Source organism: Nocardia coffeae (assembly GCF_019890715.1).
Taxonomy (GTDB): Bacteria; Actinomycetota; Actinomycetes; order Mycobacteriales; family Mycobacteriaceae; genus Nocardia; species Nocardia jiangxiensis.
The window spans coordinates 176,161-197,588 of record NZ_JAINZY010000009.1 but is presented as its reverse complement, the minus strand read 5'-3'; the positions used below and the strand labels follow the sequence as shown (position 1 = coordinate 197,588).

Here is a 21,428-nt window from a genome sequence, read left to right as displayed (position 1 = left end):
CATGCTCGACGGCACTTCGTATTCGGCTTCCTCGGCGGCGCCTGCCTCGGCTCTGTCGATCCTGGCGGGGGAGCCGCCCGCCCGGCGACCCGAATTCCTCGTCACCGTGGCGGACGCACGCGCCCGGCGGGACCATCTGCGCCTGCGTCACCGCGAATTCGTCGAGCGGCAGAAGCTTTTCCCGCGATCGGATCTCGACGAGTTCGATGCCGACCCGCAGACGATCACTCTGGTCGCGGTGGCACCGGACGGCGTGGTGCTCGGCGGAGTCCGGTTGGTCTCGCACCGTGACCCGGCCACCGGAGCGGATATCGGCTGGTGGTCGGGGAGCAGGCTTGCGGTTGTGGACACCCGGCACGCCCGGGGAATCGGTGCGGCACTCGTGCGTGCGGCGTGCGCACACGTCGAATCGGCCGGCGCGCTGCGTTTCGACGCTACCGTGCAGGACCGTCACGTGGCCCTGTTCCGGCATCTGGGGTGGGACGACACCGGTTCCGGGCCGGTCGTCGGCGACCGCGCGCATCGCCGCATGCGGTGGCCGGTCGGGCTCGTGCGACGCGCCGTCGAGGCCACCAAGGCTCCGCTCGGGACGCTGCTCACACCGCTGCTGCGGCAGCCGGATGGGCTGGGCACCAAGGGGTTCCGGGGCGACGACGGTGCTCCGGTGCCGGGGACGGACGTGATCGCGGCGTGCGATGCGATTCTCCCGTCGATGGTCGAACGCGATCCGGAGTGGGCGGGTTGGTGTTCGGTGCTGGTGAACGTCAACGACCTCACGGCGATGGGTGCGCGTCCGGTCGGTCTGCTCGACGCGGTCGCCGCACCCACCGCGGGGCACCTGGACCGGATCGTGCGCGGTTTGGCCGAGGCCGCCGACGCCTGGGACGTGCCGGTCCTGGGCGGGCATACCCAACTCGGCGTACCGGCGGCGTTGGCGGTCACCGCGCTCGGGAGGACGCCCGCGCCGGTGCGGGCGGGCGGCGGAAAAGCCGGGGACCGGGTTTCGCTGATCGCCGATCTCGGCGGTGAGTGGCGGCCGGGATACCGAGATCGTCAGTGGGACAGTACGAGTCGGCGCAGCGGCGGCGAACTGCGGGGTATGGCGGAGGTGATCGGGCGGCTGCGTCCGGCGGCGGCGAAGGATGTCAGCATGGCGGGCCTGGCCGGAACACTGGGCATGCTCGCCGAGGCGTCGGGCACCGGGGCCGAACTCGACATCGCGGCGATCCCGCGGCCCGCCGGGGCCTCGATGGGCGCCTGGCTCGGGTGCTTCCCCGGGTTCGCCATGATCGTCGCCGATCCCGAACCCGTGCACACGGTTCCGGCCCCGCTCACCGCCGCGCCGTGCGGACGGCTGACCGCGGAACCGGGTGTCCGGTTCCGCTGGCCGGACGGAACGATCACGGTGGCACTCGACTCCGGCGTCACCGGTCTCGGTGCCGCCTGACCCGGTCGGATGATCGACCGCCGGGCCGTCGACGCTGCTGAAGGAGTGAACGGCGGGGCGGAATGGTGGGGCAGGATGTTCGACGGGAGTCGGTCGGACGACGCTGCCGGACGAGGAGTGCGGAGATGACGATGGTGACACTGGGCGCGGTCGCGGGCCACTTCGGCCGCGATCTGGAGCGCGGGCTGGATAAGGCGCTGGGGCTGATCGAGGCCGCCGTGCGCGACGGCGTCGACCTGCTGGTGTTCCCGGACGCGGCGCTCGGCGGATACCTCGGCGATCTGCGCAGTCCGGCGCTGGACGACCTGCCGCCGGCACTCGATCCGGCCAGTCCGCAGATCGCCGCCCTGATCGCGGCGGCCGGTCCGGCGACGGTATGCATCGGTTATGCCGAAGCGGCGGGTGACCTGCGGTACAACACCGCGGTGTGCCTGTCCGGGGACGGCGTCCTGGGCACCCACCGCAAGGTTCATCAGCCCGCCGGGGAGCATCTGGCGTATGCGGCGGGGGACGTCTTCGGCGCGTTCGACACCCCGGTCGGCCGGCTCGGGATGTTGATCGACTACGACAAGACCTTTCCGGAGTCGGCGCGGTCCCTCGCTCTCGACGGCGCGACCGTCATCGCGGCGCTGTCGGCCTGGCCCGCCAGCGTCACCGATCGCGCGGCCCGGCTGCCCGCGGACCGTCAGTCCCGGCTGTTCGACCTGTACGACTGCGCACGAGCCGCCGAGAACCAGGTCTTCGTGGTGTCCTCGAATCAGACCGGAGTGCAGGGCGAGCTGCGATTCCTCGGTCAGGCGAAGGTGGTCGGTCCGGGCGGCGACATTCTCGCCACCACCAGATCCAAGGGCGGGCTGGCCGTGGCGACTGTCGACGTCGAGGCCGAGATAGTCCGGGCGCGCCGGGTTCTCGACCACCTGGCCGAGCGCCGGACCGATACGTATCTGCTCGAATCACCCTCTCGTACCAGGTGATTCACCGCTGAGCCAGGAGGAGGCGTGCCGTGCGAGTGGCCCTGCTGACCTATTCGACCAAACCGCGCGGCGGTGTGGTGCACACCCTGAACCTGGCCGAGGCGCTGACCGATCTCGGTGTGCAGGTGACGGTCTGGTCGCTGGCGCGCGGCGGTGACCAGGGGTTCTTCCGCGCGGTGGACGACCGGGTGCGACTGCGGCTGGTGCCGTTCCCGGAGGTGCCGGGTGAGCAGGTCGCAGACCGGATCGTCCGCTCCATCGAGGCGCTGCGGGACAATTTCTCCGCCGCCGAGTACGACGTGGTGCACGCGCAGGACTGCATCAGTGCGAACGCCGTCGGCCGATGCGTGCGCACGATCCACCATCTCGATCACTTCACCACTCCGGTGCTGGCGGAGTGTCACGAGCGGGCGATCGTCACACCGTACGCGCGGATCTGCGTATCGCGGGCGGTCGCGGACGAGGTGCGGGCCGGGTGGGGATTCGAGCCGACGGTGATCGCGAACGGGGTGCGGGCCGACCGGTTCGCCGCGGCCGCCGCTTCGACGCCGCGGGCCACCGCGGCCCGGCAACGGTGGCGAGATCGCCTGGGGCCCTACGTTCTCGCCGTCGGCGGGATCGAACCACGCAAGGGCAGCATCGATCTGCTCGAGGCATATCGGCTGCTGCGTCGGCGTCGCCCGGATCTGGCCCTGGTCTTCGCCGGTGGCGAGACCCTGTTCGACTACCGCGACTATCGCGCGGAATTCGACCGTCGCCGTGGCGAATTCGGGATCGAACCGGTAGTGCTCGGTGCCGTCGCCGACGACGATCTGCCCGCGCTGATCGCTGCCTGCGACGTCTTCGCCTTCCCGTCCGTGCAGGAGGGATTCGGCCTGGCCGCGATGGAGGCGCTCGCCGCTCGCCGTCCTGTGGTGGCACGTGATCTACCGGTGCTTCGGGAGGTATTCGGCGAGACCGTCGGCTACGCCGTGGACGTCGCCGATCTCGCGGATCGACTTGCCGAGGCCCTGGTTGCCGATTCGGCCCGCGCCGCAACGGGGTTCGCGCTCGCGACCGCCCACACCTGGGATGCCGCGGCCCGCGCACATTTCGACTTCTATCGCACGCACGCGCTGTCCGGCGCCGCACCCTGACCCGCCTCGCCCGACGTCTCGTCGGCGGATGCGCCCGGGTCGGTGGTCACCGGCGAGGACGCACCGACGGTCAGGGGGTGGTGAGTGCCTTGTTGACCGCGGTGCCGAAGGACAGGTCGTCGGAGGTGGTGACCTTCGTGTAGGTGCCGCCGGTCTTCTGGGCGAGGGTTTGCAGAGTCGTCGCGCCCTGGCCGCCGACGACGATGACGTCGACGCGGACGTGGTGGGCGGTGTCGGCGGTAAGGTCGGAGATCAGCTGCTGGCCGGTGAGCGAGGAGTTGTCGTTCGGGCCGCCGGTGATCAGCAGGACGGAATTGGTTCGGCCCGAGGCGTATCCGCTCACCGCGCTCTTGTAGGCCGCCTCCAGCGCCGGGTAGGTGTGATCCGACTGGGAACTGGTGGCCGAGATATTGCCCAGTGCCTGAGCCAGTTCGGAACGATGCTGGTCGGTCAGCGGCCCGGTCTTGGAGACGATGCGGTAGGGATTGCCGCCGGTGTCACCGGCGTAGGTCCACACGCCCACGCCGAAGTCGGCGGGCATGGTGTCCAGGGTCGACTCGACGGCTCCGATGGTGTTGTTCAGCCGCGTCATCGAGCCGTCGTTGGCGGCCATCGCCGCGGAGGTGTCGATCAGCACCGTCGACTGCACGCCGAGCACCGGGTTGGCCAGGACCGAATGAACCTGGTCCAGCACGGATTTGGCGGGAACCTGCGCGGGCTGCGGTGGGGCGGCGCCGAATCCGGCGGCGGTGAACAGCGGCTGCTGCGCCGGGGCGCGCAGATAGTCGGCGAACATTCCGGCGACCACCTGCTGAGTCTGATCCACCCAGGAACCGGTCAGGAGTGCGGCCGGAAAGTCGGCGACCGGTGCGGCGCCGCTGGGACGGTATTCGGCAAGGCCCCCATTGGCTTTGAGTTGCTGCTCGGTAACCGCAACGGCGTGGATGGGCGCTGCGGAGACATTGCCGGCGGAGGTCGCGATGGTGTTCATCGCGCTGGCCGCATCGGCGGACTGTGGTGCGTCCTGGGCCAGCCGGGAGATCGCCGAGATCACCTGCCCGGAATGCGCGGAATCGTCGGTGAGTGGATCGGAGCCCGATACCGCGGCGCCGACCGAGGCGGCCGCGGCGAGAGCGCCGTCCCCGCTCGGCAGGGCCATCCGCAGCCCGCCCCAGCTGCCCAGCCCGAGCTTGCTCATCGAGCCCTGCTGCAGTGTGGGCAGATCGGACCACGCGGTCTTGGCGGTGGTGAGCGCCTGGCGCAGCGGCTCCGGTACGGCCAGCACGATCGGGCTGACCGCGACGGGTTCGGGAGTGCCCTCGATCACACCCGGAATGCGCATGGATTGCACCGAGCGCGAGGAGTCCGGAATCCACAGGGCAGGCGGTGCGCCGAGCTTGGTGTCCCAGGACTTGCCGGTGAAGCCCGCGACCATGGCCGCGGAGGACTGGGTGTTCACCGCGATGGTGACGCAGTGGTCGCGCACGTGGGGTTTGGTCGCGTTGAATCGGTCCGCAGCGGCCCGTACCGGCCCGGATACGGCCGGATCGACGGTGACTGCGAGGGTTGCGGGGCCTTCGACGCATTCGGCGGCGGCGTTGCGATTCTGGTCTGCGGAGTGCCGTCCGAGCCAGAACCAGCCGATGACGGCCACTACGAGTAACAGCACGGCTACCACGGAAATAACCAAACCTTTGCTGATGCCACGTGATCCGCCGATGCTGCGATGTGTACCCACGACGCTCAGTGTATGGTCACGCGATATTCGCCGCTCCGCGCGCCCGAGCATGCTCCGACGGGCAGTGGCGCAGGCCACAACCCCGGCATCGGGTGATGCCGGGGCGGGGCCCTCACTCCCGGATCATGCGGCCGCGGTCGTACTCGTGACCACCCCAGACACCGGACTGGCCGGTACGGGTGGCGAAGTCGCCGCAGGTGCGCCGGATCGGGCATCCGGCGCAGATCCCGCGTGCGTACGCGAAGTCCTGCGACGGGTACGGGAACCAGGCGTCGTGGTTCGGATCACCTCGGCAGGCGGCAGCCTGCCAGTCCTTGGCATCCGAGAGCGGGAACAGGTCGATCAGGGTCGGCTCCTGCACTGCGTTGGTCATGGCGTAACTCCTCGTGTCGCTATGTGGTGGTGGTCGTCAGGTGGCTCGTGGTGAGGTTCTTCCAGACCCGGCGCTGTGCGCGGGCCAGGTCGCTGGGCGCCTTGGGCGCCCACAGCAGTCGCATGCCCGCCTCCGCGGGCGTGCGATCGGCCTTGCGGGTGTTGCAGTCCGAGCACGCGGCGATCAGGTTGGACCAGGTGTTCGGGCCGCCCCGGCTGCGCGGGAGGATGTGGTCGACGGTCCGGGCCCATCCGGTGCAGTACCCGCACCGGTGCTCGTCGCGCCGCAGCACACCGGTGAGCGTGGCACGGCTCTCGTCGTGCACCAGCACCCGATGCTCGAGGTAGACGTAGCGCCGCAGCCGAATCGTTTCCGGCAGTGCGATTTCCATGCGCTGCGAGCGGATCGGGAACCGGGGTGCACGTTCGACGACGGTCTCCGCGGCGTCGCTGATCAGCAGCACCACGGCGCGGTCGGCGCCGATCTCGGTGAGCGCCTCGTAGGAGGCGTTGAGCACCAGCACTTCGGTGTGTATCCAGTTGTCCGAGTCGAGGGCCGCAGCAGCGGCATGGCGGGATGGCATGGGCGTCACCATGTTTCGTGAAAATGCGGAATTCGGATCGGGGAGTGGGGCGGTCAGGCCGCGATGGGGAGGCGGCCGAGCGCGAGTCCCTTGCGCGCATCACGCGACGGGGTATTCGACAACCGCGCCGGGTACACGCAGAACATCTGCGGGACAACGGTATTCATCGAAGACATCGGCCACCTCCTCTCCGTATTCGCCGAAAGTCGCGCCACGGCCGTGGACGGCCGAGGCGGTTGTTACATCGTCTTCATGGTGACACAGCGTTACCGCCGCTGTCGGGTCATTTTTTTCCGCGTGCGACGGGCATGTGCCGCCGTGTTCAACGAGTTCCGCGGCGGAACTATTCCCGCACACGTTTCCGGATCCGATCCGGTCACGGTGTCGAAAAACCCCCGGCTTCTCCGGCATGGGGAGCGATACGATCGACTGCATAATTCGCGGCGGTGGCACGGGGTTGGAAGCTGGTGCCACCGCCGTCGTTTCGGTACGCGTCGTGGATTGCGGGGTGGCTCGTGTGGGCTCGGTGTGTCGTCGTTCTGGCTGTCGTCGTCTCCTGCGGCGGTATCGCCGCTGTCGCGCGGGCACAGCCGCCCGCGCCGAATCCTCCTGCGTTACCGTCGATTCCGGTGCCGCACGGGCTCGGCATTCCTGATCTGCAACAGTGGATCGATGCGGTGGTGCCCCGTCCGGACATCGCGCAGCCCACGACGACGGTTCCGAAGGCGTCCGCGCAAACCCGATCTCAGGCCCCCGCAACGGATCCGGCGAGTCTGCGGGCCGCGGTACTACCGTCGGACATCGGCGATTCGATGTTCGACGCGCGTCCGGCGGGACTGGCGAGCCTCGCCCCCGGCGACGTCGTGGAGACTCGCGACGTCACCGCGACGGCCGCACCGCTGCTGACGGCGCCGGTGCGCCAGGTGCTGCAGCTGAAATTCCGCACCACCGGTGCGCACGGTGAGCCCTCCTTCGCGACGGCCTCACTGGTGCTGCCCGCGGGAGCGTGGACCGGCCCCGGCGATCGCCCGATGCTGGTGAACAATCTGGCGATCGACGGTCTCGGTCGGCAGTGCACGCCGAGTTACACGCTGGCGCACGGGTATTCGGCCAACACCAACAGTGCGGACTTCTTCCCGCCGCTGACCCAGCTGGCCGTACTGCGCGGCTACGCGGTGCTGATTCCCGACCACGAGGGCCCGGATATGGCCTACGCGGAGCCGTATGTGGCCGGTCATGCGGTGCTGGATGCCATTCGCGGTGCGCGCAAACTGCTTCCGGCCGAATTCGGCTCGAGCCGGTTCGCGATGACGGGGTACTCCGGCGGCGCGATCGCGACGCGGGCCGCGGCGGTGCTGTTGTCCGAGTACGCACCGGAATTGGCGTCCTCGGCGGTCGGTGCGGCGGTCGGCGGCGTGCCCGCGGACTATCGCATGCTCTCGACCACGATGAACGCCAACCTCGCGACCGGCGTCTTCATGGCCGCGGTATTCGGTATCGGGCGCGAACATCCCGAGGTGCTCACCTCGATGAACAACCTGGCACAGCAGGTGACCACCTCACCGCTGAAGAACGTGTGCATGAACCTGATCGAGGTGCCGGGGGTGATCACGCCACCGATCGATATCGCCGCCAACATCGCCGATCCGCTGCACAGTGCGGTGGCGCAGAAGGTGTTCGAGGCCACCGACGTCTCCGCGCGCCGATCGACCATGCCGCTGCTGGTGTACAACGGCGCCCAGGATTTCTGGATCCCCGCCGCGGGAGCCCGGGAGCTGTACCGCCAGCAGTGCGCCCTGGGTGTCACCGCGATCTATCGCGACGTCCCCGGCGAGCACTTCCTGGCGGGGGATACCGGCTGGCCCGGACTGATCACCTGGCTGGATCAACGTCTGCAAGGAGTGCCCGCACCGGACGAATGCTGAACGCGGCGTGCGATTCCCGGGACTCGAGCGACGGACCGGCCTCGTGATCGAGGCGCGAATGGAGTAACGAAGATGTCTCCGGGATGACGCGAATCGCCCGTAGATGAACGACGTAAGTCGCCTTGACGCGTCACGTGACCGATGGGACTCCGCCGTATCACCAGTAGTGAATGTTCAGCTGAACGTCAGATGAACAGCTGCCCGTGCGGTGGTGAGTGGGACTAGCCAGGATGAAACTGTTCAAGTGAGCGCAGAACTCATTGTCCTTCTGATAGTTATAGTTACGGCGTTGGCGTTCGATTTCACGAACGGCTTCCACGACACCGCGAATGCGATGGCGACGTCCATCGCCACGGGTGCGTTGGGTCCACGTACGGCCGTAGCGATGTCCGGTGCGCTGAATTTGGTCGGCGCGTTCCTCTCGGTGGAGGTGGCCAAGACAGTCTCGTCCGGATTGCTACGGATCGACCATGTCCATGGCATGGCGTTGTTGCAGATCGTGTTCGCCGGCCTGGTCGGTGGCATCCTGTGGAACCTGATCACGTGGCTGTTCGGTATCCCGTCCAGTTCCACGCACGCGCTGTTCGGCGGGTTGATCGGTTCCGCGATGGCCGCTCTCGGTGTGTCCGGGGTGATCTGGACCGGCAACGAGAAAACCGGCCTGATCAACAAGGTCGTCGTTCCGGCCCTGCTGGCACCGGTCGTCGCGGCGATCGTCGCCGGTATCGGTACCTACATCGTCTACCGGCTGACCAAGGCCTCGGACGAGGTCAAGGTGCGCAAGAGCTTCCGGATCGGCCAGATCGGCTCGGCCGCACTGGTTTCGCTGGCACACGGCACCAACGACGCGCAGAAGACCATGGGCGTGATCTTCATGGCCCTGGTCGCGTACGGCTCCGCCAACAACAGCCAGGATATCCCGCTGTGGGTCAAGATCTGCTGTGCGCTGGCCATCGCGCTGGGTACCTACCTGGGGGGCTGGCGAATCATCCGCACCCTGGGCAAGGGTCTGGTGGAGATCGACGCACCGCAGGGATTCGCGGCCGAGACATCCTCGGCGGCAATCATCCTGACCTCGGCGCAGTTCGGTCTGCCGCTGTCCACCACGCACGCCGCGACCGGTTCCATCCTGGGCACCGGCCTGGGTAAGCCGGGTGCGGAAGTGCGCTGGGGCGTGCTCGGCCGGATGGCCGTCGCCTGGGTGATCACCCTGCCGTTGGCTGCCATCGTCGGCGCGGTGTGCTGGGGCATCACCGACCTGGTCCCCGGACTGGGTGGTGTGGTGATCGACGCGGTGATCCTGGTCGCCGCATCGGGTTACATCTACCTGCGTTCGCGGAAGAACAAGGTCGACACCAGCAATGTCAACGAGGACTGGGAGGGCGGGCTCACCCCGCCGTCCGACGTCGCCACCGCCGACAAGGCCACCACGGCCGCCTGAGGAGGGTTCTGATGCATACAGTAAGTGCCATTGCGACCTCGCTCGGCGAGGTGATGTTGATCGCGCTGGTCCTCGGTGTGGGAATTCCGCTGATCTTCTCGGTCGGGGTGCGGTTCTGGTCGATGGAGACCGCCACCGCGAACGGAGCGCCCAGCGGCCGCAACACCGTCTTCCAGGCGGTCGCGTACGTGTGCTTCGCGGTCGTGACGATCGCGGTGCTCCTCGGAATCCTTTACGTCGCAAAGGATTTCATCAGTCATACCTTCGACGTCCAACTGTTCGGCGCGAAGCCCCCGAAGAAGGGATGAGCGCCCGCCGAGCGGGTTCGACCTCGCTCGGCGTTCGATGAGTCTGTCGTTCCGGCCGGCCGGGGCACACCGTTCGCGGTGTGCCCCGGCCCAACTCGTCTGTTCGGGTGGCGCACGGCAACCGCCCGGCTTGCGCTCACGTGGCCGCGGCACGACGATGACAGCGGAGTTGCCCGTCCCTGCCGTGCCGCGGGCGGCCGGGCACGGACCAGGCGAAGCGATATCCGTCCCCGGCCCGACAGAACTGGTGGAACATGGCCTTGTCCGAGGTACTGAGCAAAGTCGTCGAGTGGTTGCGGGAGGGTTACCCGCACGGCGTTCCGGAGCACGACTACATTCCGTTGCTGGCTCTGCTGGCCCGGCGTCTGACGAAGGAAGAGATCCGTCAGGTGACCGACGCCCTCATCGAGGCCGGCGCCCTGCCCGCCGATCGGGTCGACGCCGGAGTCGCGATCAGCGAGATCACCGACGAACTGCCCCGCGAATCGGACCTGGACCGCGTGCGTTCGCACCTGGTCGCCAACGGCTGGCCGGTCGACGACGACTGGTCCGAGAAGTAACGTTCACTCCCCATCCCCACGCCTTCCCCCGGAAACCAATGATCCCCCGGCCGAACGAGGTTCGGCCGGGGGATCTGCGGGGTCGTGTCCCTGCTGTGGCTGGGATCGGTGCCCGTTTCGAGACTCAGCCCTTGGCGGCCAGCGCCTTGGCCTCGCGACGACGACGGTGCAGGATCGGCTCGGTGTACCCGTTGGGCTGGTCACAGCCCTCGAGAATGAGCTCCTTCGCGGCCTGGAATGCGACGCTGCCGGCGAAGTCCGGAGCCATCGGCCGGTAGCTCGCGTCTCCGGCGTTCTGCCGGTCCACGACCGGCGCCATCCGCTCCAGGCTGGCCACGACCTGTTCGGCGGTGACGATGCCGTGCCGCAGCCAGTTCGCCATCAGCTGGCTCGAAATACGCAGGGTCGCACGGTCTTCCATCAGCGCGACATCGTTGATGTCCGGCACCTTGGAGCAGCCGACGCCCTGATCGATCCAGCGGACCACGTAACCGAGGATGGACTGCGAGTTGTTGTCCAGCTCGTTGGCGATCTCGTCGGCGGACCAGTGCGGGTTCGCGGACAGCGGGATCTCCAGGATCTGATCGACGGTGGCACGCGCGCCGCCGCGGGCGATCTCGGCCTGCCGCTTGAACACGTCCACCTGGTGGTAGTGCGTCGCGTGCAGGGTGGCCGCGGTCGGCGAGGGCACCCACGCGGTGGTCGCGCCCGAGCGCGGGTGGCCGATCTTCTGCTCGAGCATGTCGTGCATCAGATCCGGCATCGCCCACATGCCCTTGCCGATCTGGGCCTTGTGCGGCAGCGCGGCGCTCAGGCCGGTGTCGACGTTCCAGTCCTCATAGGAGGCGATCCACTGCTGCTTCTTCATATCGGCCTTGCGGACCATCGGCCCGGCCACCATGGAGGTGTGGATCTCGTCGCCGGTGCGGTCCAGGAAGCCGGTGTTGATGAACACCACGCGATCGCGTGCGGCATCGATACACGCCTTCAGGTTGACCGTGGTGCGGCGCTCCTCGTCCATGATGCCGACCTTGAGGGTGTTGGCGGGCAGGCCCAGCACACCCTCGACGCGGCCGAACAGCTCGTTGGCGAAGGCCACCTCGTCCGGGCCGTGCATCTTCGGCTTGACGATGTAGACCGAACCGGTGCGCGAGTTGGAGACCTTGGCCTCGCCGCGCAGACTGTGCATCGCGGTCAGGGAGGTGAACAGCGCGTCCAGGATGCCCTCGGGCACCTCGTCGCCGTTCGCGTCCAGGATCGCGTCGCTGGTCATCAGGTGTCCGACGTTGCGCACGAACAGCAGCGAGCGGCCGTGCAGCACAACGTCCTTGCCGTCCAGGCCGGTGTAGACGCGGTCCGGGTTCATGGTGCGGGTGAAGGTCTTGCCGCCCTTGGCGACCTCTTCGGCCAGATCGCCCTTCATCAGGCCCAGCCAGTTGGTGTAGCCGAGCACCTTGTCCTCGGCGTCGACCGCGGCGACCGAATCCTCGAAGTCCATGATCGTGGTGACCGCGGACTCGAGCACCACGTCCTTGACCCCGGCGGTGTCGGTGCTGCCGATCGGGGAGGACGGGTCGATCTGGATGTCGATGTGCAAGCCGTTGTGGCGCAACAGGATCGAGGTCGGCGATTCGGGGGTGCCCAGGTAGCCGACCAGGGCCGAGGCGTCGGCCAGGCCGATGTCGGTGCCGTCCTCGAGGGTCACTTCGAGTTCGCCGTCGACGATCTTGTACGCCTGCGAGCCGATGTGCGAGCCGGTGATCAGCGGCACCGCGTCGTCGAGGAAGTTGCGCGCCCACTCGATGACCTTGTCACCGCGGACCTTGTTGTAGCCCGAGCCCTTCTCCGCGCCGCCGATCTCGGGGATGGCGTCGGTGCCGTACAGCGCGTCGTAGAGCGAACCCCAGCGCGCGTTGGCGGCGTTGATCGCGAAACGCGCGTTCATCACCGGCACCACCAGCTGCGGGCCCGCGGTGGTGGCGATCTCGTCGTCCACGTTCTGCGTGCCGATGGCGAAGTCGGCCGGCTCGGGACGCAGATATCCGATCTCGGTCAGGAACTGCTTGTAGGCCGTCTTGTCGTACCCGGCGCCGGGGTTCTCGGCGTGCCAGGCGTCGAGCTTGCCCTGGATCTCGTCGCGTTCGGCCAGCAGGGCACGGTTGCGCGGGGCGAGGTCGTTGATGACCTGCTCGGCACCGGTCCAGAACGCGGCGGAATCCACACCGGTGCCGGGGAGCGCCTCGTTCTGCACGAAGTCGTGCAGAACACCTGCCACCTGAAGCCCGCCGACCTGAATCCGCTCTGTCATCTACTGCCTCATTTCGAGAAAGCCGGATGGAAAAAGTACGACCGTCATGTTACTCGGCGGTAATAGCTCGTCGGTACCTACCCCATTCGGGTCCGCTCCGCGGCCGTCGCCCTTGCCGCTGCTGAGAGGGGCGGTTGTGACCTTTCCGTTACCATGGGCAGCGCAAACCGACGACCCGATGTTAGGAAGTTTGATGGGCAGTACCGCCATCGATATGGTGAGTGTGCTTCTGGCACACGCGTCCGCGTTCTGGAATTGGTTCTCCACGGGGTCTTCCGGCTTTCCGCCGGTTTAACCCGTCACGACTCTGCCCGCCGGAAATCCGGCGGGCAGAGTCGTCTTCGGGGGCTGAGGTACTCCGGGTCAGGGCAGTGGTTCGGCGCCGAGTTGTTGCAGCATGAGCGCGATGATTCCGGCTTCCTGGCTCTGGGCGGTGAGCATCGCTCGGGCCTGCTCCTTGACCGGGCCGGAGCTCAGCGCCCGGTCGGCCGCGCGCGCCATGGTGATGCCGCCGAGATGATGGCGATACATCAACTGCAGGAACAGAACCGCGGCGTCGTTGCCGCGGGCAGCGGCCAGGGCGTCGAGTTGGGCCTGGGAGGCCATGCCGGGCATGGTGATCGCGGCGGGAATGCTCGCGGTGGTCATCGACATACCGGAATGTGCTGGTGCGGCAGTGGTTTCGGTATGCATCCAGGCCATCGGACGGTCGGACATGGGGGAGGCGCCGGCCAGCCGCAGCCAGCCCAGCATGGTGCCGATCTCCATGCGCTGGGACTGATCGATCTGCCGCGCGAGCCGCAACACCGTCGGGTCCACGCCGGGATCCAGGCGCTGCACAATGAACAGCGCCTGCTCGTGGTGCGCGGTCATATCCTGGGCGAACCCGATTTCGACAGCGTTGAGAATCGGTGCGGGACGGGGATGTTCGGGCAGGATCACCGGGCGCAGCGCGGCGCCGATGACCAGCAGGATCAGCGCCGTAGCCGCATAGGCGGCGATGCGGTAGGCCCGACCGCCCATCAGGACCCCACGATCGAATGCTGGTTCGCGGGCGGCGAATACACGCTGTTGTCCAGTTGCAGGACCATGAAGCCGTTGTCGTTACAGGTGGTCCACAGCTGACTGCCGTGCCATTCCGGCGGGGCGAAACACCAGTCCGTGGACACATCGCCGAAGGCCAGCATCCCCGATCGCGGCGAAAGCGCCTGGGCCGGATCGAATTTCCCGTCCAGCACCGCGCGGGCCATCGAGAAGCCTTCCAGCGCCGGCGGTCCGATGAGCGAGGCGAGCGCATGCGGAGAGTTCCACAGATCCAGGTTCTGGCCGGTGCGCGCGGGCGGGTTGTAGTAGGCGATCTCGCGGGCGTGGAACGGATCTCGCACGTCGAACACCCGGATCCCCGAGGACTCCCAGCCGCAGGCCAGCGCGGTCGGATTGTCCGGCCGGTCGGCCGCGCAGTAGTGCGGATCGTAGGAGAACACCGAACCGCCCATCGAGGAGGCCAACTGGCTGTCCAGATGGTCGGGCAGGTTGATCTCCAGTTTGATCTTGTCGACCACGCGGGGATTCCGCTCATCGGAGATGTCCACGAGTTTCACCCCGCCCGCGCCCGCCTCGTCGACGGTGAACAGATACGGTTTGCCGCCGTAGGTGACCGGAATGCTGTGCTGGGTGGCCCAGCCGTCCGTCCAGAACACCCGGCCGATGTGGTTAACCTGCGGGTTCGGATCGCGTCGCTGGACCGCGCTGATATCGAGCACGGTGAATCCGGCCAGTGCCGACAGATACATCCGGTTGCCGTCCGGGCTGATCCCGAACCCGTGCGCCTCGATACCGGTCATGCCCTGCCAGATCACATGCGGATTGGTCGGATCGGTGAGATCGACGGCGCTGACGAAGCCGGGCGCGATACCCGAGGCCCAGTAGGTGCGGCCGTCGGGGGAGAAACCGCCCTCGTGCGTCGTGATGGGGAGCGGCATCGCGAGATTGCTGCCCGGACCGGGATTGAGCAGGCGCGGATGCGCGCAGTCGGAGATGTCGTAGACCGACAGCAGTCCCGCGCCCTCCAGGAGCGGAACGCCGGTGCCCACCAACAGCTTTCGCGCGACGTTGACCTTCAGGCTCTCCCAGGTGCCCGCCAGCATCGCCGGTTCGGTGAGCGTGGCGGTCAGCGCCGGATGCGCCGGATCCGCCACGTCCAGCACCTGCACGCCCTGTGCCGGGCCCAGGATGTTGCCGGGGAAGAACGAGCCGGTGTAGGAGCAGTGCTCGAAGGTGGTGGAGGTGATGCCCGCGCCGCGTCCGGTGTAGCCGCCGACCATCGAGATGTTGCAGCGATAGCCCTGTTTGCTGCGGCCGCTGTTGCGGTCCGCGGCCGAAACGTCGCCCTGCATACCGGTTTCCGGCAGCGAGCCCGGTCCGCAGTTGGCGCGCGGGACCGATGTCGTACCGACGTCGAGGAATTGCTGGACCTGCGAGGCGATATCGGATTGCAGATCGGCCGACGCCCCGCCCAGCGGCAGTGTCGCCGCCGCGAGCAGTGCGGCCAGCACCACCAGAACCGGTTTGGACCGCCGAATTCCCGTGAACCGCCTCATCGCGGAACCCCCAACCTCTCAACCGGTGTCACACCGTTGTGCGGGTGCAGAATCGGCACTCACATCGGTAATCCGGAACGGTAACTCACATAACTGGCCAGTAGGTTCGTTTTCCGGAATGCGACGGGCACGTTCCAGCTTTGTGGGGTCCTGCCGGGTCTGGGCGGGTTCGGTCGGTAGGCTCGCCTGTGACCTGCGAAAGGAGCGTTCATGAGCACCACTGATGCCGTCGATCGGTCCACGGAGATCGCATTTCCACTGCCGCCTTGTGCGGATGAGCGCCGGGCGTTCCACACGGAGTGGCCGGTACGGCTGGGGGACACCGATGGCGAGGCGCGATTGCGGCTCGATGCGGTGGCGCGGTACCTGCAGGATGTCGGATACGACCACCTGCAAGCAGTGGACGAGGGGAATCTGCATCAAGGGTGGATCGTGCGACGCACCGTGATCGATATGCTCGCGCCGATCGGATTCGGTGATCGGGTGCATCTGCGACGGTGGCCGTCCGCACTCTCGAACCGGTGGTGCAACATGCGCATCCAGGTGCGCAGCGAGAACGGCGGGCTGATCGAGGCCGAGATGTTCCTCATCCACGTCGACCTCGAGGCCGGACGTCCCGCCCGGATGAGCGACCGCTTCATGGCGCCGATGCTCGAGGCGACCACGGAACATCGACTGCGCTGGCGGGCCGCGCTCACCGAACGCACCGACGGCGACGGCCAACGCTGGCAGTTCCCGCTGCGGGTGACCGACGTGGACCGCTACGGACATGTCAACAATGCGGTGCACTGGGAGGCGATCGAGGAGGCGTTGGCGCGGTTCCCGCGGACCTCGCCGTTTCGGGTCGTCCTCGAACACGCCGGTCCGGTCATGGCCGATGACGACGTGCTGATCCGCACCTGGCAGGGCAACGGCGCGTTGCAGGTGCAACTCGAGGTCGACGGCAGTGCGCGGACGTTGGCGCGGATCGAGTCCGTTCAGTCGTCCTGAGTGCTGCGGCGCATCGATCCGGCGGGTTCGACCGTATCGGTGAAATCAGTCGGTGCGGAACATCCTCGGTGCGGTAGCGCGGTGACGGTGCGGAATTCGGCCGGAGCGAGATCGTCGGCGCGGGCGCGGCCGCGATGGCTCCTCGCCGAGTTCGGCGAGCAGTTCGCGGCGGCGTTCGATCGGGACGCTGCGCCAGTCGCGATGGATCAGCGCGCCTTCCATCGCCCACAGCATGCGCGGGCACAGCCCGTGGACGCCTGTCGCGCGCAGGCGGCGATAGGTTTCGACCGCGCCGACCGTCGCCAGATCCTCCAGTGAGTGCACATCCGCACGGGCCAGTATGTCCGCGGCCTGGTAGCCGAGCGTCCAGTTTCCGTCACGAAAGACCCGAATTCGCAAATGTCCTTCGCCCCTGACGATTTCGGCCTCATCCCAGACCGCGGCTCGCAGTTCGTCGGGGTCCGTCGGAGCCTCGGCATCGGACAGCACCTGTGCGCGGGCCTGAACGGCGACGTTCACCATCGGGCCGAATCGCCGGAAGATCTGGATCTCGCCGTCGTATCCGGCCAGGTAGGCGTGATCGGTGCCGTAGGCATTCGCGGTATCCAGGCGCGCGGCCTGTAGCGCCCATGCGCGGGCTTGGTCGGGTGTGTCGGTGGTCAGGACGAGCAGTCCGGCGCGGCGGGTGACGTCGCCGCTGTCCGGCCGGTGCCGGTGCCGATCCCACCAGGTGTCCCACCAGGCGTCCAGTGTCACGGGCTCGAGCGTCCGGTCCAGTCCGAAGGACCGCCAGCGCACGGTTCCCGCCGGATTCGCCAGGGGCAGGCGGCTTTTCAGAGTTCGGGCCGACTGCTCGTCCAACGTGGTGCACCAACCTGGAACCAGCACGATCGGATCGGCCGGATCGGCGTCGAACGGGGTCGGCCGCAGGAACGGGCGATCGATCAGCACGACCGTGCCCGGCCGGGCCTGATAGGACAGACCCCACAGCAGCCGCGCCAGCAGGCGTGCGCCGTGATCGTCCGAGAGCACATGCCAGGTGTCGTGAAAACGATTGGTGCTGAACCGGACTCGCGTCCCGGGCCGCAGCGTGATCACGGTGCGGACGCGATCGTGCGCCCGCATCGGATGCCGATGCAGTTTGAGCCCGTCGGCGAGGGATCGCGCGGTGTCCGGTCGTTGCTGCTTCATCGCCATCCATGACGCCACAGCGAACTCTCGGGGACAAGCGATTTTCCGGATCGTGGCGAACCGCCGATCCGGTCACCTCGCGGCGAGCACGGGTGTAGAACCAGGGGTATGGGAAGGCAGGTGACCATCGTGGTCTACGTGCTTGCGATGATCGTGGTCATCGTCGGAGTGGACATCCTGTTGTTCCGGAACCACTTCTGGGCGCGCCTCATGGTCAACATCGGGATCGTTCTCATCTTCGGTGCGTTCTACCTGCGGTTCGCGAAGGGCGCCTGAGCGCGGTCGCCGCAGTCCGCTCGCGGAACGAACCGACGGCTGGGCGGGCCTATCATCGCCGAGTGGGGAATACGAACGTCGGTATCGGCGGAATCGATTGGCAGGCAGCGGCGAACGCCGATTGGCCGGTGCCCGAGGGGATCGACGCGCCCCGGTTGGCCGATGTCCTGGTGGAAATGCTGACAGACCCGGATCCGGTGGTGCGGGATGATCTCGGGTACACCGCCGTCTCGGTGTGGGGGCGGCGTGGTGTGCTGGATTCCGAACTCGGCCGCCTCGGCGAACTGATGGCCGGGCGTCTGACCGACCATCCCGCGATCCAGGCTCGATCCTTCGCCGCCTTGGTGTTTCGAGTCGTCCTGGCTCGCGGTATCACGTTTCCCGACGACGCCGTCGAACGCTGGTACCAATCCTTCGCGCACTGGTACCCCTGCGAACGCGACGTCCGCGGCCACGACCCCGCACTGGGCTGGCTGCACGCGGTCGCCCACGGCGCGGACGCCGCGGTCGCCTTCGCCGAGGCGCTGCCCGCCCGCGCTCCGGACATCCTGCGCCTGTGCGCACAGCGGATGGCCGCGAAGGACACGGACTACCGGTACGGCCAACTCGAGGACGCCCGCCTGGCCCGCGCTGTCACCACCGTCCTGCGCACTCCCACACTCACGAGCGCGCAGGCGCTGGAGTGGTTCGAGGTGCTGGAGGACGCGTTCGCCGGAGCGGAGCCGGGGCCCTGTCCGGCCTGGGCGTCCAATACCTTCGCCACCCTGCAATCGCTGCACCTGCATCTGACCCGCGGGTTGCGGGCTGGCGGCGTTCCGCAGCACGCCGAAGCCGTCGCCGAGCGGACCGTCGAAATTCTCCGGATGCCGTATCCCTGGTTGAACTGATCGGGCCTCAGCCGAGTTCGAGGCTGTCGGCGGCCTGCGACGAGGACGGTGCGGGCGGGGAGATCTCGTCGGCGGGAGCGGGCAGTTCCGGGTCGACGGCCAGGCCCTTCGCGGCGGCGGCGGTCCGGATCGCGTCCACGACCAGCAGCAGGGCGGCCCGGCGCGCGGTGTTGGTGCGGTAGGCCAGCGAGACGGTGCGGGTGGGCGCGTCGCCGAGGGGGAGGATGTCCACTCCCGGCGGGCGCAGCGCCAGACCGAGGTCGGACACCAGAGTGACGCCGAGTCCGGACGCGACCATCGCCATCGCGGTCGCCTGCTCCTCCACCTCGTGGTCGATCCGGGGCGCGAGCCCGGCGGACTGGAACGCCAGCCGGACCGCGTGCCCGAAGTGCGAGCGTGCGGGCGCGAGAATCCACGGATGTTCGGCCAGGTCGGCCAGCGTCACCCCGGCCATCGCCACCGCATCGGCCGGAACCGCGGCGTGCAGCCGCTCGACCGCGATGACCGTGCGCTTGAGATCCCGGTCCCAGGTCATCGGGTAATTCGAGTATTCGAGCACGAAGGACAGATCCAGCGCGCCGTCGCGGACCGCCGCGGCCGTCGCCTCCGGAGCCAATTCCTTGGTCCGCACCAGAATGCCCGGGTGGGTGCGCGCGAGTGTGTTGAGCGCGTCGGGTATCAGGCCGGAGGCCACCGACGCCCACACCCCTGCGGTGAGTTTGGCCGCCACCGATTCACCGGCTTCCTCGAGCGCCTGGGTAGCGCGCTCGACCGCGGCCAGGATCTCCTCGGCGTGCTCGGCGAGCAGAACCCCGAGGTCGGTGAACTGCAGTCGGCGGCCGCGGCGCTCGAACAGGCGGGTGCCGACATCACGTTCGAGCTGCGCGAGCTGCTGGGACACCGCCGAAACCGTGTAGTGCAGTGCGTTCGCGGTCGCCGTGATCGTCCCGCGCCGGTGCAACTCACGCAACATCCGCAGACGGGCCAGCGACAATTCCATGACATCGAGCCTAGAGGCGGGACGGTGCCCTCGTGCAGCCGGTGACGGGGAGCTCTGAAGGAACGCTGAATATCGCCGTCAATAAACCGTAAATAGACGGGCAAACTGGTTTAGCCCCAGGCTGGAGGCACGTCGAACACCAAGTTCGGCAGGGGACGACGACGTCCGGAACGGGAGATTACGCGACCCGGTGCCGCCTCCGGGCGGCAGTACGGGGCACGAGGACGAAGGAGGCGATTCGCCGTGACGACGCTACAGGAACCCATCGAGGGAACCCCGCACGTGACTGCGCAGACCGTTCCGGCCCTACCGAACGAAACGGTCGTCACTCCTGTCATTCGCCGCCCCGAGCCGTATATGCGTCTGCAGTGGACGGATCCGGTCACCGGTGCGGTCGGCTACCTCGTGGTGCACACCCTGCGATCGAGCCTGGCCACCGGCGGCACCCGGATGCGGGCGGGTTGCACGGTGACCGAGGTGGAGGATCTGGCGCGCGGGATGGCGAACAAGACCGCCACCTTCGATCTGCCGGTCGGCGGCGCCAAGGGCGGAATCGACTTCGACCCCAAGGACCCGCGCGCGATCGAGGTGCTGGAGCGGTTCTGCGAGGCCATGCGCCCGTGGATCGACGCGCACTGGGTGACCGCCGAGGACCTGGGCGTCCCGCAGCACCTGATCGATGAGGTCTTCGAGAAGCTCGGACTGGGCCAGAGCTACCACGCCGCGATTCGTCGCGCCGACGACCCGGCCGCCACCCTGGAACGGGTCCGCAACGGGCTGAACGCCGCGGTCGAGGGCGGCTTTCTGCTCGGCGACGTGATCGGCGGATACGGCGTCGCGCACGCCTGCCTCGCCGCCGCGGTCTCCTGGGGGCAGTCGCCCGCGGCGACGACCGTCGCGATCCAGGGCATCGGCACCATGGGCGGGGCCGCGGCCTACTACCTGCACGAGGCCGGGATGACGGTCACCGCGCTGGCCGACGCCGCGGGCACCCTGTACTGCGCCGACGGACTGGACGTTCCTGCGCTGCTGGATCTGCGCGACGGTTTCGGCGAGATCGATCGTGCGCGCCTGCCCGACGGCATCGAGCAGCGGCCGCGCGCCGCGATCCTGTCGGTGGACGCCGATATCCTTGTCCCGGCGGCGATCTCGTACGCGATCACGCCGGACAACTCGTACGACATCACCGCCCGCATCATCGTCGAGGCCGCGAACGCCGCCACCACGCCGGAGGCGGAGGCCATGCTCGCCGCGCGTGGCATCCCCGTGCTGCCCGATTTCGTCGCCAACGCCGGCGCGGTCGCCTGGGCCTGGTGGCTGCTGCTCGGCGAGGTCGACGACAACCCGGAGAACTCCTTCGACCGGTTGCGCACGATCATGCACAGCAAGGTCGCGGAACTGTTGTCCGAGTGGACCGAGCACGGCCGCACGCCGCGCGAGACCGGCCACCGCTGGGCCGACGAGCCGGCGCCGCTCGCCGGTCCGGTCGTCATCCCCTGAGCGACAGTGAGGTTCGGCGCGGTGCTCAGGCGGCGCTCGCCGGTCTGGTTGTTATCCCCTGAGTGACAGTGGGATTCGGCGCGGTGCTCAGGTGGCGCTCGCCGGTCTGGTTGTTATCCCCTGAGTGACAGTGGGATTCGGCGCGGTGCTCAGGTGGCGCTCGCCGGTCTGGTTGTTATCCCCTGAGTGAC

General features: G+C 68.1%; 20 protein-coding genes. 11 read left to right on the top strand and 9 right to left on the bottom strand.

Going from position 1 to position 21,428, the window contains the following annotated elements:
• The first annotated feature begins 1 nt into the window (after position 1).
• The 3 genes from K7711_RS29295 to K7711_RS29285 all read left to right on the top strand — a co-directional run bounded on the left by K7711_RS29295 (position 2) and on the right by K7711_RS29285 (position 3,557).
• Positions 2 to 1,447, top strand: a complete 1,446-nt coding sequence (locus tag K7711_RS29295; protein WP_222972689.1) for an MSMEG_0567/sll0787 family protein — start codon at positions 2 to 4, stop codon at positions 1,445 to 1,447.
• Between the two features lie 125 nt (positions 1,448 to 1,572).
• Positions 1,573 to 2,421, top strand: coding sequence for a carbon-nitrogen hydrolase family protein (locus tag K7711_RS29290; RefSeq protein ID WP_222972688.1), 849 nt, complete (start codon positions 1,573 to 1,575; stop codon positions 2,419 to 2,421).
• A gap of 29 nt (positions 2,422 to 2,450) precedes the next feature.
• Positions 2,451 to 3,557 (top strand): MSMEG_0565 family glycosyltransferase, encoded by a 1,107-nt coding sequence (locus tag K7711_RS29285; protein ID WP_222972687.1) that lies wholly within the window; start codon positions 2,451 to 2,453, stop codon positions 3,555 to 3,557.
• Positions 3,558 to 3,627: 70 nt separating this feature from the next.
• Here K7711_RS29285 and K7711_RS29280 read toward each other — a convergent pair whose 3' ends face one another.
• The 4 genes from K7711_RS29280 to K7711_RS48570 all read right to left on the bottom strand — a co-directional run bounded on the left by K7711_RS29280 (position 3,628) and on the right by K7711_RS48570 (position 6,427).
• Positions 3,628 to 5,295, bottom strand: a complete 1,668-nt coding sequence (locus K7711_RS29280; RefSeq protein ID WP_308015000.1) for a VWA domain-containing protein — start codon at positions 5,293 to 5,295, stop codon at positions 3,628 to 3,630.
• A gap of 112 nt (positions 5,296 to 5,407) precedes the next feature.
• Positions 5,408 to 5,668 (bottom strand): WhiB family transcriptional regulator, encoded by a 261-nt coding sequence (locus K7711_RS29275; protein ID WP_222972686.1) that lies wholly within the window; start codon positions 5,666 to 5,668, stop codon positions 5,408 to 5,410.
• Positions 5,669 to 5,687: 19 nt separating this feature from the next.
• On the bottom strand, positions 5,688 to 6,251 hold the full coding sequence (locus K7711_RS29270; RefSeq protein WP_222972685.1) for an HNH endonuclease: 564 nt from the start codon (positions 6,249 to 6,251) through the stop codon (positions 5,688 to 5,690).
• A 53-nt stretch (positions 6,252 to 6,304) separates the two neighbouring features.
• A complete protein-coding gene (locus K7711_RS48570; RefSeq protein WP_268929498.1) occupies positions 6,305 to 6,427 on the bottom strand; it encodes a hypothetical protein in 123 nt (40 codons plus the stop codon).
• A gap of 453 nt (positions 6,428 to 6,880) precedes the next feature.
• On the opposite strand from K7711_RS48570, the gene K7711_RS29265 reads away from it, so the two are divergent.
• The 4 genes from K7711_RS29265 (at position 6,881) to K7711_RS29250 (ending at position 10,485) form a co-directional block, all read left to right on the top strand.
• The gene (locus tag K7711_RS29265) at positions 6,881 to 8,176 is read left to right on the top strand and encodes a lipase family protein (RefSeq protein WP_308014999.1); all 1,296 of its coding nucleotides are present in this window, start codon (positions 6,881 to 6,883) and stop codon (positions 8,174 to 8,176) included.
• A 244-nt stretch (positions 8,177 to 8,420) separates the two neighbouring features.
• Positions 8,421 to 9,617 (top strand): inorganic phosphate transporter, encoded by a 1,197-nt coding sequence (locus K7711_RS29260; RefSeq protein WP_222972684.1) that lies wholly within the window; start codon positions 8,421 to 8,423, stop codon positions 9,615 to 9,617.
• An 11-nt stretch (positions 9,618 to 9,628) separates the two neighbouring features.
• Complete coding sequence (locus K7711_RS29255; protein ID WP_222972683.1) at positions 9,629 to 9,925, top strand: hypothetical protein; 297 nt, start codon at positions 9,629 to 9,631, stop codon at positions 9,923 to 9,925.
• A gap of 254 nt (positions 9,926 to 10,179) precedes the next feature.
• The gene (locus K7711_RS29250; RefSeq protein WP_222972682.1) at positions 10,180 to 10,485 is read left to right on the top strand and encodes a DUF3349 domain-containing protein; all 306 of its coding nucleotides are present in this window, start codon (positions 10,180 to 10,182) and stop codon (positions 10,483 to 10,485) included.
• Between the two features lie 124 nt (positions 10,486 to 10,609).
• On the opposite strand, the gene K7711_RS29245 is transcribed toward K7711_RS29250, so the two are convergent.
• The 3 genes from K7711_RS29245 to K7711_RS29235 form a co-directional block, all read right to left on the bottom strand.
• The gene (locus K7711_RS29245; protein WP_222972681.1) at positions 10,610 to 12,793 is read right to left on the bottom strand and encodes a malate synthase G; all 2,184 of its coding nucleotides are present in this window, start codon (positions 12,791 to 12,793) and stop codon (positions 10,610 to 10,612) included.
• Positions 12,794 to 13,156: 363 nt separating this feature from the next.
• Positions 13,157 to 13,816 carry a DUF305 domain-containing protein gene (locus K7711_RS29240; protein ID WP_222972680.1) on the bottom strand — a complete coding sequence of 220 codons (660 nt, stop codon included), beginning with the start codon at positions 13,814 to 13,816 and terminating at the stop codon, positions 13,157 to 13,159.
• On the bottom strand, positions 13,816 to 15,393 hold the full coding sequence (locus K7711_RS29235) for an LVIVD repeat-containing protein (protein WP_222972679.1): 1,578 nt from the start codon (positions 15,391 to 15,393) through the stop codon (positions 13,816 to 13,818). Before K7711_RS29235 ends, K7711_RS29240 begins: the two co-directional genes overlap by 1 nt.
• A gap of 210 nt (positions 15,394 to 15,603) precedes the next feature.
• Here K7711_RS29235 and K7711_RS29230 point away from each other — a divergent pair, with 210 nt between their 5' ends.
• Positions 15,604 to 16,383 (top strand): acyl-[acyl-carrier-protein] thioesterase, encoded by a 780-nt coding sequence (locus K7711_RS29230; protein ID WP_222972678.1) that lies wholly within the window; start codon positions 15,604 to 15,606, stop codon positions 16,381 to 16,383.
• A gap of 45 nt (positions 16,384 to 16,428) precedes the next feature.
• Here the strand turns inward: K7711_RS29230 and K7711_RS29225 are convergent, their stop codons facing one another.
• Positions 16,429 to 17,574: a TfoX/Sxy family DNA transformation protein gene (locus K7711_RS29225; protein WP_222972677.1), complete on the bottom strand. Its 1,146-nt coding sequence runs from the start codon at positions 17,572 to 17,574 to the stop codon at positions 16,429 to 16,431.
• A gap of 108 nt (positions 17,575 to 17,682) precedes the next feature.
• On the opposite strand from K7711_RS29225, the gene K7711_RS29220 reads away from it, so the two are divergent.
• Positions 17,683 to 17,850 carry a hypothetical protein gene (locus K7711_RS29220; protein WP_222972676.1) on the top strand — a complete coding sequence of 56 codons (168 nt, stop codon included), beginning with the start codon at positions 17,683 to 17,685 and terminating at the stop codon, positions 17,848 to 17,850.
• A 62-nt stretch (positions 17,851 to 17,912) separates the two neighbouring features.
• A complete protein-coding gene (locus tag K7711_RS29215) occupies positions 17,913 to 18,737 on the top strand; it encodes a DUF2785 domain-containing protein (RefSeq protein ID WP_222972675.1) in 825 nt (274 codons plus the stop codon).
• A gap of 7 nt (positions 18,738 to 18,744) precedes the next feature.
• Here the strand turns inward: K7711_RS29215 and K7711_RS29210 are convergent, their stop codons facing one another.
• A complete protein-coding gene (locus tag K7711_RS29210) occupies positions 18,745 to 19,737 on the bottom strand; it encodes a LysR family transcriptional regulator (RefSeq protein WP_222972674.1) in 993 nt (330 codons plus the stop codon).
• 357 nt (positions 19,738 to 20,094) lie between these two features.
• Here K7711_RS29210 and K7711_RS29205 point away from each other — a divergent pair, with 357 nt between their 5' ends.
• Positions 20,095 to 21,237: a Glu/Leu/Phe/Val dehydrogenase dimerization domain-containing protein gene (locus K7711_RS29205; protein WP_222973124.1), complete on the top strand. Its 1,143-nt coding sequence runs from the start codon at positions 20,095 to 20,097 to the stop codon at positions 21,235 to 21,237.
• Positions 21,238 to 21,428 lie beyond the last annotated feature (191 nt).